The sequence below is a fragment of the Paenibacillus marchantiae genome, assembly GCF_028771845.1.
Classification (GTDB): Bacteria; Bacillota; Bacilli; order Paenibacillales; family Paenibacillaceae; genus Paenibacillus; species Paenibacillus marchantiae.
In genome coordinates this window covers 6,231,297-6,246,996 of record NZ_CP118270.1, presented here as the reverse complement: position 1 = coordinate 6,246,996, position 15,700 = coordinate 6,231,297, and the positions used below count along the sequence as shown (strand labels likewise).

The window sequence follows — 15,700 nt, the reverse complement described above, 5'->3', positions numbered from 1 at the left end:
GAAGGGGAATACGCCACCCCCGCGTATGGAGCATCGCGGCGGTGTGGATGTGCTGTTTGGCTTATGTTTTGTTCCAGGGCGGGAAGACCTCCCTGATGCTGCTGTCGATGGTGACTCTGCTTTGTATTTACCTTGCGATTGCTGGTTTTAGCGGTGTACGTCGTACTCATGGCGTGCGCAAGCTCTCTTCTGGTCAGGATCATGAAGAGCTGCTGCATGCCGGTGACCAGGTACAGGTGCAGTTAAGTCTGAACATCCCGGGATTTCTGCCACTTCCTTATGTGGTTGTGCGCGAAATGCTGCATCGGCATAACGGCGAATCCTGGTCTTTCAAAGAAAGCCTCATTCCGAGCATGCGAGGGTATGGTGAATTGTCTTTTCAAACCCCGCCGCTGGAGCGGGGAAAGTATGTCTTTTCCGAAACGGAATGTGCCAGCGAGGACATCTTTGGTCTGATCGAGCATCGGGGAACGTTCAAAGCCAAAGGGGAATTCCGGGTGTTGCCGCGGACGGTATTTATCCCGTACTGGCAGCTATATGATCGCAAATCACGGTTATCCGGTCCACAGACGGCCTTGACCCGCTCGCGCAGGGAAACGACCCAGATTAACGGCGTGCGTGACTACGTTTATGGCGACCGACTTTCCCGCATTCACTGGAATGCAACGGCAAAGACGGGAACGTGGAAGTCCAAGGAATTTGAACATGAGTCGGTTCCGAAAACGATTCTGGTGCTGGATGCGCTGTCAGGCAGCTATGAACATGGTGAGGCCTTTGAACTGGCTGTGTCCACGGCTGCCTCGCTGCTGGAGTATGGAACAAGAGAACGAATGGGTATGGGGCTGCTGACACTGTCGGAGAAGACATCATTTTTTGCTCCCAGTGAAAGTCCGATGGAGCGGCAGAAGATGATTCATCATCTGGTAGATATCCAATATAACGGCCAAGAGAATAGGCTGCTGCCCGGTGTTGAGAAGATGTCACGTCAGTTTCCTCAAGGCGCGTATTTTGTAGTGATTTCTCCCCAGAAGGATGAAAAAGTTCTCGAACTGCTCCGATGGGCCGACACACGAGGGATGACCCCTTGTCATATTCTGATTGAACCCACTGATTCCCGCCGGAGTTCCGAGTGGAATGCGATGCTGCGTGGAAGAGGTACAAGATCCTTTACCGTTTCCCATTTGCAGGAGCTTCCAACGGTTATGGGGGGAGGTAGTGTATGAGTACTAAAGGCAAAGAGCTGACAGTGGGGAGAAGATCCTGGTATCATGCGGCTTCGTTGCTCTGGATTTTCCTGATTGGCATGCAGTGGATATCATTCACACAGGAATCCTGGTATACCGAGACCACTTCATTGGTGCTGTGGACGCTCGCAGCGGTCAGTATTCTGGAAGTGATTCTGCCTTTCAAAATAATGATTCGAACCATAATCAAGGCGGTTGTCCTTGTATATATTTTGCATAAGACATTAATCGATTACACCGTTTATATTCCTTACGGCACGTTAATGGAGCGTACAGAGCAATTTGTGCTGCACCTGGCACCTTACATCTGGTTCTCCCTGTGCGCGTGGGTGATGCTTGAAGCTGCCCTGCGCCTGGTGACTACAACGCGCCGAATTCTCGTTTTTCTGGGCATTAACATTATCTCGATGGGAATTCTCGACTCCTTTACCCAGTTTCCACTCTGGATTGAAATCGCCTGGGTTATGTTTGCAGGAATGGGATGGCTGGTATGTCAGCACTTCCGTAATTTCCAACTGCAATATCCACAAGGGTGGAAGCGAATTATCCGACATCCCTACAAAATTCTGGCCAACATTGCCATCATATTCTCTTTGATTATCGTAGCCAGTGTGAATATGCCGGAAGTTCCTCCTACCTTGACGGATCCTTATACCGCGTGGCGTAACTACACCGGAAGTTCGGGGAGTCAGACAGGCAACGGCACACTGGACATTCCGACAGCTACCGAGTCAGGGTACAGCAGGGAAGACAACCAGCTTGGCGGAGGGTTTAACTTCGACTATACACCTGTCATGTCTGTCACTACCAATGAGCGCAGTTACTGGCGTGGTGAGACGCGGGCAGAGTATACGGGAACAGGCTGGGATGATCGCGGACGAGGTGCGACAGAGGATGTTGAGGCGGGACAAGCACTGGAGAATGATGAACCCGGAAATGTAACCACCAAGCAAGTCACTCAGAAAGTGACGATGTTGAATGATAACGTGTATCCGATCCTCTTTGGAGCCTATTCCATCTCGAAAGTCACATCTGTCAATGGTGAGGCAAATTCAGACCGGATGTTATGGAATCCAGAGCAGGCAGAACTTCATGTCGTAACAGACCGTCAGCAACCGCAATATCCAAAGACGTATACGATTGTATCGGAAGCGCCAGTTATTGTGGAAGATGAACTTCGTACCAAATCTTTTGATGATCTGTATACGAGCAATCCGGCAGATGATATGTACCTGCAGCTGCCATCCAGATTCCCAGATCGGGTGACGGACCTGGCCACTGAAATTACAGCATCGGCAAATACGCCGTATGAAAAAGTGGCATTACTGCAAAACTATTTACAACAAAATTTTGATTACACAAACAATCCGGATTTATCCCGAAAAGTAAGCAGTGACTTTGTTGAAGGATTTTTGTTTGACATTCGTGAAGGGTATTGTGATTATTTCTCGACTGCACTGGTTATGATGGCGCGCTCCGAAGGGATCCCCGCTCGTTGGGTGAAAGGGTACGCACCTGGACAGCTTTCGCTGAATTCAGACATGCAGGCTCCCCGCCAACCTGGGGCTGAGATCGAGACAACTTACACTGTAACGAATGCAGACGCGCATTCTTGGGCTGAAGTTTATTTTGGCGAGTATGGATGGATTCCGGTTGAAGCGACGCCGGGCTTTGACATGCCGTTGCTCACGGAACAACCGGATGTACAGCCGGTAGATGAGCCTGAAGAACAACCTGAAGAGGAACCGGTAAAAGAGGAAGAGCAGACTCCTGCGCCTGAGCAGGCTTCATCCAGCATCCCGACTTTTGTAATCTGGGTTGCGGGAGCCATCATCGTATTGTGGGTGGCTTATATGTTCTGGCGAAATCGCCTCTCGCTTCGATTCTTCGTGCTTCGTCTGCGGACAGGTGGACCGTTAACCCCTGAACAAAAGGTAGTGGCAGAGACCGAACGCTGGATACGTTATGCGAAGCGCAAAGGATTGACCCGAAGCGGGGATGAGACACTTCGTGAATCGGTAACCCGCTGGAGCCAGCTGAAACCAGCTGCAGCAGCGACATTGCATGAACTTCTAGCGAAGTTTGAACAGACTCGCTATAGTCCAGCGTCTGTAACTGCAGACGATTGGAAGGCCGTCTATCAGACTGCTTCGAAGCTGCGTAAGGAACTTAAAGCGGAACGGGCGTAATGTCGCCCGTCCCGTTTTTCCTTTTTTCCTATACCGTGAGGCGCTGTATGCATTTTCAGGAAAGACGGATTTGTGATATAGTGTGTCGTATGAAACTGAGGTGACTTCTTTGTTTGAAATGTTAATGCCCAAGCTGCGTGTAGACACGGTTTTTGACATTAATCTGGAAGAGCTATACGCTCAAGGCTACCGTGGAATTATAACTGATCTGGACAATACACTCGTTGGGGCGAAAGCTCCTGATGCCACGCCCGAACTGATTGAGTGGTTCGCACGTGTCAAAGAGGCTGGTTTCCAGCTCATGATTGTGTCCAATAACAATTTGAATCGTGTATCCCTGTTTGCGACGCCACTGGATATCCAGTTTGTGCATAGTGCACGCAAACCATCGAATGTTCCGTTTCGTAGAGCAATGAAGATGATGGAGTTAACTCCTGAAAAAACGATTGTGGTAGGCGATCAGATGCTTACAGATGTCTATGGAGGGAATCGACTGGGACTCTATACGGTTCTGGTATTGCCGATCTCCATTGGAGATGAAGGCTTCATGACCCGCTTCAATCGGCGCGTGGAACGGATTGCTCTAACGAGTTTGCGCAAGAAAGGCTTATGGCTTGAGGAGGAAAAGAAGAAATGACAGAACCGCATAACGGCAATATTGCCGTAAGGTGCAGCGGATGCGGAGTGCATCTGCAAACGGAAAACCCGGAATTACCAGGATTCATCCCCGAAAAAGCGTTGGATCGTGAACCCGTCATTTGCCAGCGTTGTTTCCGTATTAAAAATTACAATGAGTCATCATCCGTTACAGTGGATCAGGACGAGTTCTTGGCCCTGCTCAGCAAAATCGGGGATAAGGATGCACTTGTCATCCATATCGTTGATCTGTTTGACTTTGATGGCAGTATCATCTCTGGTTTGCAGCGTTTTGTAGGCAACAATCCGGTATTGCTAGCCGTGAACAAAACGGACTTACTTCCTAAAGTAACCAACTGGAACAAGGTTCGCAACTGGGTGCAAAAACAGGCCAAAGAACAAGGTTTGCGCACCGTGGATGTCGTTCTGTGCAGTGCGAAGCAAAATCAGGGCTTCGACCGACTGCTTGAGCTTGTCGGGACGTATCGCGGAGATCGTGACGTATATGTGGTTGGTGGTACCAATGTGGGCAAATCCACACTGATTAACCGTCTGATTCGTGATTACAGTGATCTCGAGCAGGAACTCACGACATCCCGTTATCCGGGGACGACGCTGGATATGGTTAATATTCCACTCGACGATGGAAAAGCTATTATTGATACACCGGGAATTGTATACCCTTGGCGTTTCAGTGAGATTGTATCCCGTAAAGATCTGGCTGCCATTATGCCAGAAAAACCGCTTAAACCGGCCGTTTATCAATTGAATTCTGGTCAGACGCTGTTCTTCGGCGGCATGGCTCGTTTTGACTTTGTAGAGGGAGATCGTCAGTCCTTCACTTGTTTTATCAGCACTGCGCTTGATATTCACCGGACGAAGTTGGAACGTGCAGACGACTTGTATCGTGACCATCTGGGTGAGTTGCTGTCTCCACCAACACGTGAAGATGCAGCAGATATGCCTGAATGGACCAGACATGAGTTCCGAATCAAACGTGGTAGTCAGTCGGATGTATTCATTTCCGGACTGGGCTGGATTAAGGTTAACGGTGAGAATGGGGCGCTTGTAGCTGTTCATGCTCCAAAAGGTATTCGTGTACTGATCCGCCCATCCTTGATCTAATGTAATTACAGCAGCATTTTCACCAGATCGGAGGCGGAAGTATGTCGGAACAGAAAAAAACAAATCCTTCACTCCCTGTCCTGCTTGGCGTTATGGGTGATCCCATTGCACATTCCAAATCGCCTGCTATGCATAATGCGGCTCTGCAGGCTGCAGGAGTGAATGGAATGTATATGCCACTGCATGTTCGTCCCGAGCAGCTGGAATCAGCCATTCGAGGCATTGTGGCGCTGGGGTATCGTGGTGTGAATGTAACCATTCCGCACAAAGAACAGGTCATGCAGTATCTTGATGTCATTGATGAAAGTGCACGCATGATTGGCGCGGTGAACACCATTGTCAATGAAGAAGGCAAGCTGACAGGGTATAATACGGATGGCATCGGTTATGTGCGTTCCTTGAAGGAAGAAGCTGTTCCTGAACTCGCAGGCAAACGTATCGCTGTTCTGGGGGCTGGCGGAGCAGCAAGAGGTGTGATATACGCTCTTGCTTTGGAGAAGCCTGAACGGATTAGTATTCTTAACCGTACAGCCGACAGAGCCGTTGCCCTTGCTTCCGATCTGCGCGCTCATGGACTGGGTGACATCACAGGTAGTGGAATGGAAGAGGCTGCTGCGGTACTGGCTTCGGCTGATATCGTGATTAACACGACAGCAGCAGGCATGCATCCGCATGTAGATGACGTACCTGTTGACCCTGCACTCATTCGAGCAGGCGCAGCAGTAAGCGACCTTATTTACAATCCGCTGGAAACACGCCTGCTTCGCGAGTCAAGGCAGCGTGGATGTACTGTGCATGGTGGTCTTGGTATGTTTATATACCAGGGTGCGGTAGCATTCGAGCACTGGCTGGGCATCCCGGCTCCCGTGGAGACGATGCGGCGAGCTGTGTTAGACAGTTTTTGATATTGTAAAATGAAAACAAGATTACACGATGACGAAGAGTGCAGAACCAATCTGAAGAAACGAAGTGCTCGCCTCAAAGCTTTCTGTAGGAAAGCTGCTTCGGAAGCATAAGCTTTCACCGGATTTCCCCCTTTATAAATGAAATGAAGAAATCTGGGGATAACAGCGATCGTAAGATGGTACTGCAATCGTAGTCACACTGTGTAAACTTTGTTAGTTCGTTTTATGAATGTAAAAATATAATTGAACGGTCAGGCCTAGGGCAGACATTGTGCTGTTGCTAAGGCTTGCTCACCATAAGGAGTATGGAGTATTCATGTTAAACGGTAAACAAAAGCGCTTTTTGCGTTCACAGGCACATCATCTGACCCCTGTATTTCAAATCGGCAAAGGGGGAACGAATGAGCACCTGTTCCGTCACATCGAAGATGCGATTGAGAAGCGCGAATTGATGAAAGTGCAAGTGCTCAACAACAATGACGAGGACAGAAAAGAGATGGCCGAAGAAGTTGCCCGTGAAACGGGTAGTGAGCTTGTACAAGTCATCGGTAACACAATCATCCTGTACAAAGAATCGCGCGATAACAAACAAATCGAACTACCTAGATAAGGGAGTGTGACGCGGGTGAAGATCGGTATCATGGGTGGTACGTTTGATCCGATCCACATGGGACACCTCCTGGCAGCTGAAGCGGCAAGGGATTCGCATGCACTGGATGAGATCTGGTTCATGCCTTCCCATGTTCCACCTCACAAACGCGGCGCCGGAGCTTCGGGACAGCAACGTCTCGAAATGACGGAAGCGGCTGTGAAAGGTGTGCAGCAATATGAGGTGCTGGGTATCGAGATGGAACTTGGCGGTGTGTCCTATACCATTGATACCATGAAGGAGCTTTGGCGCCGCTATCCGCAGCATGAATTTTACTTTATTGTTGGAGCGGATATGGTGAACTATCTTCCCAAATGGGAGCAGATCGAAGAGCTCGCCGAACGTTTAACCTTCATCGGTGTGGGAAGACCGGGATTCCAGTTACATCTGGATGACCTGCCGGACGCGTTGCAGGATCGGGTATTGTTGGCTGAGATGCCCCTAGTGGATATATCATCCACAGCCGTACGCAGACGTCTTGCCAAAGGTCATTCGGTACGTTTCATGATTCCTGATGAGGTGCACCAATACATTGTAAGGAGCGGTTTATATGGGACTAAGCCGTGACGAACTGATCCGCGCAGTTTCCGGTCAAATGCCGGAGAAGCGTTGGAAGCATACGCTGGGTGTCATGGAGTCGGCAGTGTTATTGGCTGAAAAATATGGTGCTGATCCTGTAAAAGCGGATTTGGCAGCAATCTTGCATGATGTGGCCAAGTATTGGCCCGTATCTGAGATGGAAGCGGTCATCCGTGATAATGGTTTGAACGAAGAACTTTTGCAGCATGACAAGCAGCTCTGGCATTCCGAAGTGGGTGCTTTTGTTGCTGAACGTGACTACGGCATCGATGATGCCGAAATTATTAATGCTATTCGTTGGCATACCTCGGGTCGAGTGGGCATGAGCCTGCTGGATAAAGTGGTATGTCTTGCGGATTATATTGAACCGGGAAGAGACTTCCCGGGAGTAAATCATATTCGCGAACAGGCTGAGCTCAGTCTGGAAGAAGGTTTAATTGCCGGTTTTGACTCAACGATCAGCTTGTTGATCTCGCAGCGCCGTGTCATTTACCCTTTGACCATGTTGTCGCGGAATGACTTGATTACACATTTATAGATTAGATTATGGAGGTTGGTTCATGACAGTATCATCGAAAGAACTTATGAATATGGCGGTTGCGGCCGCTGACGATAAAAAAGCATCTAACATTGTAGCACTGGATCTGATTGGTATCTCGCTGGTAGCGGACTATTTTGTTATCTGTCACGGGAATTCCGATACTCAGGTACAGGCGATTGCAACAGAGATTCGTAAACAGGCGCATGCTGCCGGCGTGAACATCAAAGGCATCGAAGGTATGGATTCGGCACGTTGGGTATTGATGGATATGGGTGATGTGGTTGTTCATATCTTCCACCGTGACGAGCGTGAGTATTACAACATTGAACGACTGTGGTCTGATGCCAAAGTGGTGGAAACGGTATGAGTTTGATCGCAGGAACAGTCGTCAACTTGCCGGTTTCACGTGAAGTGTCTCCATTTGGCTACTTTTTGACGACAGGATCGGAAGATGTACTGCTTCACTATACGGAGCTCACACGGGACGTGAAAATTGGAGAAACGCTGGAGGTCTTTGTGTTCTTTGATACGGAAGATCGCCTGGCGGCAACCATGAAAAAACCATATCTCACTCTAGGCGAAATGGCACGTCTGGTTGTGGCTGACATTCATCCACGCCTTGGCTGTTTCCTCGAGATGGGGCTTGGGCGGCAATTGCTGCTCCCGATTCGTGAATTGCCTGAGTTGGAAGAATTACGTCCTCATGTAGGCGATGAAGTTTTTGTCCTTATGGAGCATGACAAGCAAGGGCGTTTGCGTGCGAAATTGGCTGGAGAACGTGAGCTTGCACCATTGTCCTTCCATGCGCCAACCACTTGGGTCAACGAATGGGTTGAAGCAACGGTGTACAAGCCACTTCAGATGGGTACTTTTGTACTTGTTGACGGTGGTGTGCTGGGCTTTGGCGCTATTGGCATGATTCATTCCTCGGAACGAAACCGTATGCTACGTCTAGGTGAAAAGGTGAAATGCCGGGTAACCATGGTACGTGAAGATGGACGTGTCAATCTGGCGATGTCTCCTCTCAAAGAGGTTGGTCGCAATGAAGATGCAGACAAACTGCTTGCTTTCATGAAAGATCGCCCTACGGGCGGCATGCCGTATTCGGATGCAACCCCGCCGGACATCATCAAGCAGCGTTTTGGTATCAGTAAATCCGCTTTCAAGCGGGCCTTGGGCAAACTGATGAAGGATGGTCTGGTAACTCAAAAGGAAAACTGGACTTATCTGACAGAGTCTGTACCTCAGGATCAGAACGAGGACAAGTAGACAAACGGGTAGAATGGATCAAGCATACGCTTGAATCCACAAGTAAAGGCAGGGCAAGGCTGGGTGAACTCCGGACGCCCCTGCTTTTTCTTTTGTTCAAAAGAGATTCGAAAATGAAATTGAAAGTGCGGTGCCTGACATGTCTTACCGGAAATTTGCCTATGTGTACGATGAATTAATGGAGGATATGCCTTATCCGGACTGGATAAGGTTTGCGAGAACGGCTTGGGAACGGCATGGCATGCCGAAAAGTGTGGCTGAACTGGGCTGTGGAACCGGCTCAATTACGATCCCACTGGTGAACTCCGGCTTTGAAGTTACAGGTATTGACCTGTCAGCGGACATGCTGTCTGTTGCACGCAGTAAAATGGAGGCCACGCCTCAAGGCCACCGCTTATATCGGGAAGGCAGTGTCCGCTGGGTGCAGCAGGATATGCGGGACTGGAGAGTGCCGGAGCCTGTGGACTCGGTGATATCGTTCTGTGATTGCGTGAATTATCTGCTTGAAAAAGAGGATATCGTTCGTACCTTTCAGCGTACTTACGAGATGCTAAAGCCGGAGGGCACATTCCTGTTCGATGTACATCATCCGAATACCCTTATTCGATACGAAGAGGAGCAACCATTTGTGTTGGACGAACGCTCCGTATCGTATATTTGGACCTGTGATATGGATCATGAACGGTGTGAGATTGAGCATCATCTAAGTATCTTTTCGCGTGTGGCTGAGAGCGGCAAGGATATGTACCAACGGTTTGAAGAGGTTCATGTTCAGCGTGCGTATGATCCGGACTGGATGAAGCTGGAGCTCACGAAGGCTGGCTTCAGAGATGTACGTGTATATGCTGATTTTGAGTGGAAAGAGGCGGGAGAAGGCGCACAGCGTCTATTCTATGTAGCCGTGAAATAGGATTAAGATAAAGAACTGTCCTTATGATGTATAAGGGCAGTTCTTTGTTTATAAGAATGTTTTTTTATATGTAATAAAAGTTATTGCCAGTGGGGTTAAAGGAAGCCATAATAGTTGGATGGAAAACGTTTTCTAATTAGTAGAATCCTGAAAAATTAAATTCTGGGTGGGATGCAGAATGGAAAGTACATACAAAACAAGGCTTACTTCCGAACAATTAGACAGAATTGTGCAGCAGCACTTTAACACAGGTGTCCAAGAATACAAAGAGATGATTGACGGGTGGGCAAACCACGCTTACTTTATTACCAAGAAAGACGGACAGAAGGTTGTACTCAAAATAGCTCCTTCTAATGGCATTAAGCTGATGCGCTGCGAACAGCATGTCATGGTTGCTGAGGTTGAAGCACTACGACTCGCGGCAGAACTTCAGGATGTACCCGTTCCTCGGGTATTGGCCTATGATCCATCGCTCACCCTGGTTCCGGCAGAATATTTTATTATGGAGTACATGCCAGGAACGCCGTATAACAAAGTCAAAGATCAGTACAGTGCAGAAGAGCAGGAATCCATAGAGCAGCAGCTGGGTGCATACAATCGTCGGATCAATGAAATTAAAGGAGAGAAGTTTGGTTACTTTTCTTCAAAGAAATCGCATTATACAACGTGGAAAGAAGCTTTCATGAGCCTAATGGATGATATGCTTGCAGATAGCAAAGCAGCGGGTGTGGAATTTTCGATTCGTTATGAGGAACTGGAGCGTTTGATTCAAGAGAATTCGGATGTGCTGGATGATGTCAAAGAGCCTGTGCTTGTACATTGGGATTTGTGGGATGGGAATGTATTTGTAGAGGCGGGGAAAATCACCGCCATTATCGATTTCGAACGTTCCCTTTGGGCAGATCCTTTAATGGAGCACTATTTCAGTCATTTTAATAATACACCGGGATTCCTCAAAGGATATGGTAGAGCAGTTACAACAGACAGTGAACGAAAAAGAAGAAGTTTATATGATCTGTATTTTGATCTGGCGCTGAGAATCGAGTGTCCATATCGTCAATACGATAACAAGGAACACATTCAGTGGTCGATTGATAATCTAGAAGAAGGAATCAAGCGATTCCAGTCGTCTTAAGGTGTATACTGATGCATAGCATTGCTTATACTCAACAGACAGTGTAATATTGACTTTAATGCTTCTTTTTTATATAATGTTTCCGATCATATCGTATACATATTTCGATGATAAGGATCAGTAGTGAGTCCTGTACATGACAGAGAGCCGGCGCTTGGTGCAAGTCGGTTGACAGTATTTCACGAACTCGCCTTGGAGAAATGCGGTGATTACACCATCTTGCAACCGACTGATTAACACTCGGGTTCAGGAATGGAAATCCGCATCGGTTAACCGCCGTTACAGGTCCAAAGGGAGCGGATGACGAAGCACGATCGTCCGCTAACTAGGGTGGTACCACGGGAATTCAACCTCTCGTCCCTAGCGCTGCAAACGCTACGGGATGCTGAGGTTTTTTTGTTGCAATAAAAGCGAATAACCAGAGGAGGAACAATAGATGAGTGAGAATCAACAGCCGAAACACGGCTATAAGCCACAAGACATGGAGAAAAGTTGGCAGCAATACTGGGATGACAATAAAACGTTTAAAACGGGTGAAGACCCCGCTAAACCGAAGTTTTATGCCTTAGATATGTTTCCGTATCCATCCGGCTCAGGCCTGCACGTAGGTCACCCGGAAGGATATACGGCAACGGATATCGTATCCCGTTTCAAACGTATGCGCGGTTTCAATGTATTGCATCCAATGGGTTGGGATGCTTTCGGCCTGCCTGCTGAGCAGCATGCATTGGATACTGGTGAGCATCCACGGGATATTACATTCCGCAATATTGACAATTTCCGTCGTCAGATCAAATCACTGGGTTTCTCATATGACTGGGATCGGGAGATCAGCACAACAGACCCTGACTATTACAAATGGACGCAATGGATCTTCATCCAGTTGTACAATAAAGGCCTGGCTTATGTAGATGAAGTGCCTGTGAACTGGTGCGAAGCTTTGGGAACGGTACTGGCGAACGAAGAAGTTATCGACGGTAAGAGTGAGCGTGGTGGACATCCGGTCGTTCGTAAACCGATGCGCCAATGGGTATTGAGAATTACGGAATATGCAGAGCGTTTGCTGGAAGACTTGGAAGAGCTGGACTGGTCGGAAAGTATCAAGGATATGCAGCGCAACTGGATCGGCAAATCGACCGGGGCGGAAGTTACTTTTGCCATTGAGGGTCATGAAGAAGTTATTAAAGTGTTTACGACACGTGCAGATACTTTGTTTGGTGCAAGTTATGCTGTATTGGCACCTGAGCATGAGCTGGTTGAAGTCATTACAACGGCTGAACAGCGTGAAGCAATCAAGGCATATCAGGAACAGGCTGCTCGCAAGAGTGATCTGGAACGTACTGATTTGGCTAAAGACAAAACGGGTGTGTTCACAGGAACTTATGCAATCAATCCGGTAAACGGAGCGAAGGTGCCAATCTGGATCGCCGATTATGTTCTGGCTGGATACGGCACAGGGGCGATCATGGCTGTTCCGGGACATGACGCTCGTGACTGGGAGTTTGCAAAACAGTTTGGTCTGGACATCATCGAGGTTGTACAGGGTGGCGACGTGACACAAGAAGCGTATTCCGGAGACGGACCGCATGTGAACTCCGATTTCCTGAACGGATTGAACAACGAAGAAGCGATTGCTAAGATGATTGCCTGGTTGGAAGAGAACGGTAAGGGACAAGGCAAGGTAACCTATCGTCTGCGCGATTGGCTGTTCAGCCGTCAGCGTTACTGGGGTGAACCAATCCCGATTCTGCATCTGGAAGACGGAACGATGAAGACGGTGCCGGAAGATCAACTACCTTTGCTGCTGCCGGATATTGACCAGATCAAACCTTCGGGCACTGGAGAGTCACCACTGGCGAATGTTACGGAATGGGTTAACACCGTAGATCCGGAAACGGGAATGAAAGCACGTCGCGAGACGAACACAATGCCACAATGGGCAGGTAGCTGCTGGTATTACCTGCGCTTTATTGATCCACACAATGACAAGGAACTGATCTCTCAGGAGAAACAGCAGCAATGGCTGCCAGTTGATCTGTATATCGGGGGAGCAGAGCACGCGGTGCTTCACTTGCTGTACGCTCGTTTCTGGCATAAAGTGCTGTATGATCTGGGTGTGGTGCATACCAAAGAGCCGTTCCACAAACTGGTCAACCAAGGTATGATCCTGGGAACCAACAATGAGAAGATGAGTAAATCCCGTGGTAATGTTATTAACCCGGATGAGATCGTCAATGAATTCGGTGCAGATACATTGCGTCTGTACGAAATGTTCATGGGGCCTCTGGAGGCGACAAAACCGTGGAACGCTAACGGGGTTGAGGGCATGCACCGCTTCCTGTCACGTGTATGGCGTCTGTTCATCAATGAAGATACAGGTGCAATTAATGACAAGATCACAGCAGATGGTGGAACCGATGAGTTCAAGCGGACTGCACACAAGACAATCAAAAAGGTTACAGAGGATATGGAACATCTGCGTTTCAACACAGCGATCAGCCAGTTGATGATCTTCATCAACGATGCGTACAAAGCAGATACGCTGCCGCGTGAAGCAATGGAGAACTTTGTACAGCTGTTGTCACCGCTGGCACCGCATATGGCAGAAGAGCTGTGGAGCCGTCTCGGTCATGAAGGTGGAATCTCTTACGTAGCTTGGCCTGAGTATGATGAGTCCATGACGGTGGACGCCGAAGTGGAGATTGTTGTTCAAGTGAATGGCAAAATTGTAACCCGTGCTACGATCGCGAAGGATCTGGACGCACAGGGCATGCAGGACTTTACAATGGAACTGGCACCTGTGAAACAGGCACTGGAAGGCAAGACCATTCGCAAGGTCATTGCCGTTCCAGGCAAACTCGTTAATATTGTTGCCGGTTAATCTCACCGGCTTTGAATAGTTCATCCAGCTTCAACAAATCTTCATCATATTTGTCGTGAGTCGTCTGGATCAGACTGTCAAAAACCCCATTCAGACTGACCTTTAGCAGGGCAAGTGCCTGTGCGGTGATGCCGCCAGGGACAGCCACGCGAGCCTGAAGTTCTTGCGGGGTGTATCCTCCTTCGGTGAGCAGCTTGCCTGTTCCCAGGAGCATCTCGCCGGCAAGAGCGCAGGCGTCGGCTCGTTTGATGCCTGTAAGCTTGACGGCACTCTCAATCCATTGCTCCAGAAAGAACGATATGAATGCAGGTCCGCAGCTGGAGAAGTCGGAAGTGATCCGGGTGCAGGCTTCATCCACTTGATAGGGTCTGCCGATATGACTGAGCAGCCCTTCCAGCACAGCGCGGTCTTCGGTAGTCATTCGCTCACCGTGAATACACAGGGACGCTCCGCTGCCGACCTGGTGCGTAACGCTGGGGATAACTTTGGAGACTTTGCAAGGAAGTGAAGATTCCAGATGGCGCAGCTGCACGGGACTGGTGATCGAGACGATTATATGATTGGGATTCACGACAGGCAGGATGTCGTCAATGACATGTTTGAATTCAAGTGGCTTCACGCACAAAAAGATGATATTGCTGCGGATGACGGTTTCCCGGTTGCTCTGTGATTCATGCAGACCGGGGTAACGGAGGGATAGCTGCCGTACTTTGGAAGGGGTTCTATTGCTGGCGGCGATCTGCCGTGGCTCAAGTGCACCGGATTGAATCAAGGCATAGATCAGCAGGCTGCCCATGCTGCCGGTTCCGATAAATCCAACCTTCATTGTTCAGGCCTCCTTTCATGCTTTACGGTAATGGCGCAGTTCTTTCCCTCTAGTGTATGCGTCAGGACCTGCTTCACATGACATGAAAATAGTACAGCTTGGTTTACCAGGCAAATCCAACGGTTCGGAAGCACCGCCCGTGTTCAGAATAGATTTATTTTGAATCCAGGGAGAGGTGTGGAAGAAAATGAGATGTAACAAGGGGATGACCATTGCTGCGGCGGTGGTCGGATGTATTCTGATATTATGGTCGGGCAAAAGTGAACAGCCGCCTTCGGGCTGGGAACCTATGCAGCTCGCCACCGAGAAGCCGACGATAGAGCAGGAAACCCCTGCTGTACAGTCGGCTACTTTGGTTCAGGAACAAACGAAGGCTTCCGATGCAGAACAGAGATCGTCAACAACAGAGGCCCCAGTAGAGACTAATCTGGTTGATGCCGCAGCAGGGAAAGTGTCTGATCAGACAGTTGCAGTTAAGCAAACGGATACTCCTACTGATGGGACACAAACGAAATCCGAGGCAGCGGTTGTTTCACCAGACAATAACCAAGCTTTGGTTAGTAATGAAGCTGTCGACAATGGCAAAATTGATGTCAATACAGCTCCGGCAGCGAAGCTGATGGACCTTCCTGGAATTGGGGAGAAAAAGGCGCAAGCCATTATTGATTATCGTAATTCCCATGGTCCGTTTACCAAAGTCAGCGATCTGACCAAAGTGAAAGGAATCGGAATGAAGATGCTGGAGAAAATGGCTCCGTATGTTCAGATCAGGTAATCACGCAATATTAAATATTAGGATATAAGTTGAATT

The 15,700-nt window shown here is 48.8% G+C and carries 15 protein-coding genes and 1 other annotated feature; of the genes, 14 read left to right on the top strand and 1 reads right to left on the bottom strand.

Annotation, left to right across the window (positions count from 1 at the left end; genetic code table 11):
• Window positions 1-47 precede the first annotated feature (47 nt).
• The 13 genes from PTQ21_RS28155 (at window position 48) to leuS (ending at window position 14,063) form a co-directional block, all read left to right on the top strand.
• Window positions 48-1,223, top strand: coding sequence for a DUF58 domain-containing protein (locus PTQ21_RS28155; protein WP_274570577.1), 1,176 nt, complete (start codon window positions 48-50; stop codon window positions 1,221-1,223).
• Window positions 1,220-3,433 (top strand): transglutaminase TgpA family protein, encoded by a 2,214-nt coding sequence (locus PTQ21_RS28150; protein ID WP_274567913.1) that lies wholly within the window; start codon window positions 1,220-1,222, stop codon window positions 3,431-3,433. Before PTQ21_RS28155 ends, PTQ21_RS28150 begins: the two co-directional genes overlap by 4 nt.
• A gap of 109 nt (window positions 3,434-3,542) precedes the next feature.
• Entirely contained in the window at window positions 3,543-4,070 is a 528-nt protein-coding gene (locus PTQ21_RS28145) for a YqeG family HAD IIIA-type phosphatase (RefSeq protein ID WP_064636329.1), read from the top strand.
• Window positions 4,067-5,194, top strand: coding sequence for a ribosome biogenesis GTPase YqeH (gene yqeH, locus PTQ21_RS28140; protein ID WP_024628522.1), 1,128 nt, complete (start codon window positions 4,067-4,069; stop codon window positions 5,192-5,194). The genes PTQ21_RS28145 and yqeH overlap by 4 nt, the downstream gene beginning before the upstream one ends.
• Before the next feature lie 41 nt (window positions 5,195-5,235).
• Complete coding sequence (gene aroE / locus PTQ21_RS28135; RefSeq protein WP_274567911.1) at window positions 5,236-6,099, top strand: shikimate dehydrogenase; 864 nt, start codon at window positions 5,236-5,238, stop codon at window positions 6,097-6,099.
• Between the two features lie 316 nt (window positions 6,100-6,415).
• Entirely contained in the window at window positions 6,416-6,709 is a 294-nt protein-coding gene (gene yhbY / locus PTQ21_RS28130) for a ribosome assembly RNA-binding protein YhbY (RefSeq protein ID WP_063567269.1), read from the top strand.
• A 15-nt stretch (window positions 6,710-6,724) separates the two neighbouring features.
• Window positions 6,725-7,315: a nicotinate-nucleotide adenylyltransferase gene (locus tag PTQ21_RS28125; protein WP_063567270.1), complete on the top strand. Its 591-nt coding sequence runs from the start codon at window positions 6,725-6,727 to the stop codon at window positions 7,313-7,315.
• Window positions 7,299-7,865, top strand: coding sequence for a bis(5'-nucleosyl)-tetraphosphatase (symmetrical) YqeK (gene yqeK, locus PTQ21_RS28120; RefSeq protein ID WP_274567908.1), 567 nt, complete (start codon window positions 7,299-7,301; stop codon window positions 7,863-7,865). Before PTQ21_RS28125 ends, yqeK begins: the two co-directional genes overlap by 17 nt.
• 22 nt (window positions 7,866-7,887) lie before the next feature.
• Window positions 7,888-8,235 (top strand): ribosome silencing factor, encoded by a 348-nt coding sequence (rsfS, locus tag PTQ21_RS28115; protein WP_072734522.1) that lies wholly within the window; start codon window positions 7,888-7,890, stop codon window positions 8,233-8,235.
• Window positions 8,232-9,137, top strand: a complete 906-nt coding sequence (locus PTQ21_RS28110) for a CvfB family protein (protein ID WP_274567907.1) — start codon at window positions 8,232-8,234, stop codon at window positions 9,135-9,137. Before rsfS ends, PTQ21_RS28110 begins: the two co-directional genes overlap by 4 nt.
• 139 nt (window positions 9,138-9,276) lie before the next feature.
• Entirely contained in the window at window positions 9,277-10,047 is a 771-nt protein-coding gene (locus PTQ21_RS28105; protein WP_063567273.1) for a class I SAM-dependent DNA methyltransferase, read from the top strand.
• Window positions 10,048-10,225: 178 nt separating this feature from the next.
• Window positions 10,226-11,182, top strand: a complete 957-nt coding sequence (locus tag PTQ21_RS28100; RefSeq protein WP_274567905.1) for a phosphotransferase family protein — start codon at window positions 10,226-10,228, stop codon at window positions 11,180-11,182.
• Between the two features lie 98 nt (window positions 11,183-11,280).
• Window positions 11,281-11,547: a binding site (T-box leader), on the top strand.
• 71 nt (window positions 11,548-11,618) lie between these two features.
• On the top strand, window positions 11,619-14,063 hold the full coding sequence (gene leuS / locus PTQ21_RS28095) for a leucine--tRNA ligase (RefSeq protein WP_063567275.1): 2,445 nt from the start codon (window positions 11,619-11,621) through the stop codon (window positions 14,061-14,063).
• On the opposite strand, the gene comER is transcribed toward leuS, so the two are convergent.
• Complete coding sequence (gene comER / locus PTQ21_RS28090; RefSeq protein WP_063567276.1) at window positions 14,044-14,889, bottom strand: late competence protein ComER; 846 nt, start codon at window positions 14,887-14,889, stop codon at window positions 14,044-14,046. The genes leuS and comER overlap by 20 nt on opposite strands.
• Window positions 14,890-15,076: 187 nt before the next feature.
• On the opposite strand from comER, the gene PTQ21_RS28085 reads away from it, so the two are divergent.
• Window positions 15,077-15,664, top strand: a complete 588-nt coding sequence (locus tag PTQ21_RS28085) for a ComEA family DNA-binding protein (RefSeq protein ID WP_274567904.1) — start codon at window positions 15,077-15,079, stop codon at window positions 15,662-15,664.
• Window positions 15,665-15,700 lie beyond the last annotated feature (36 nt).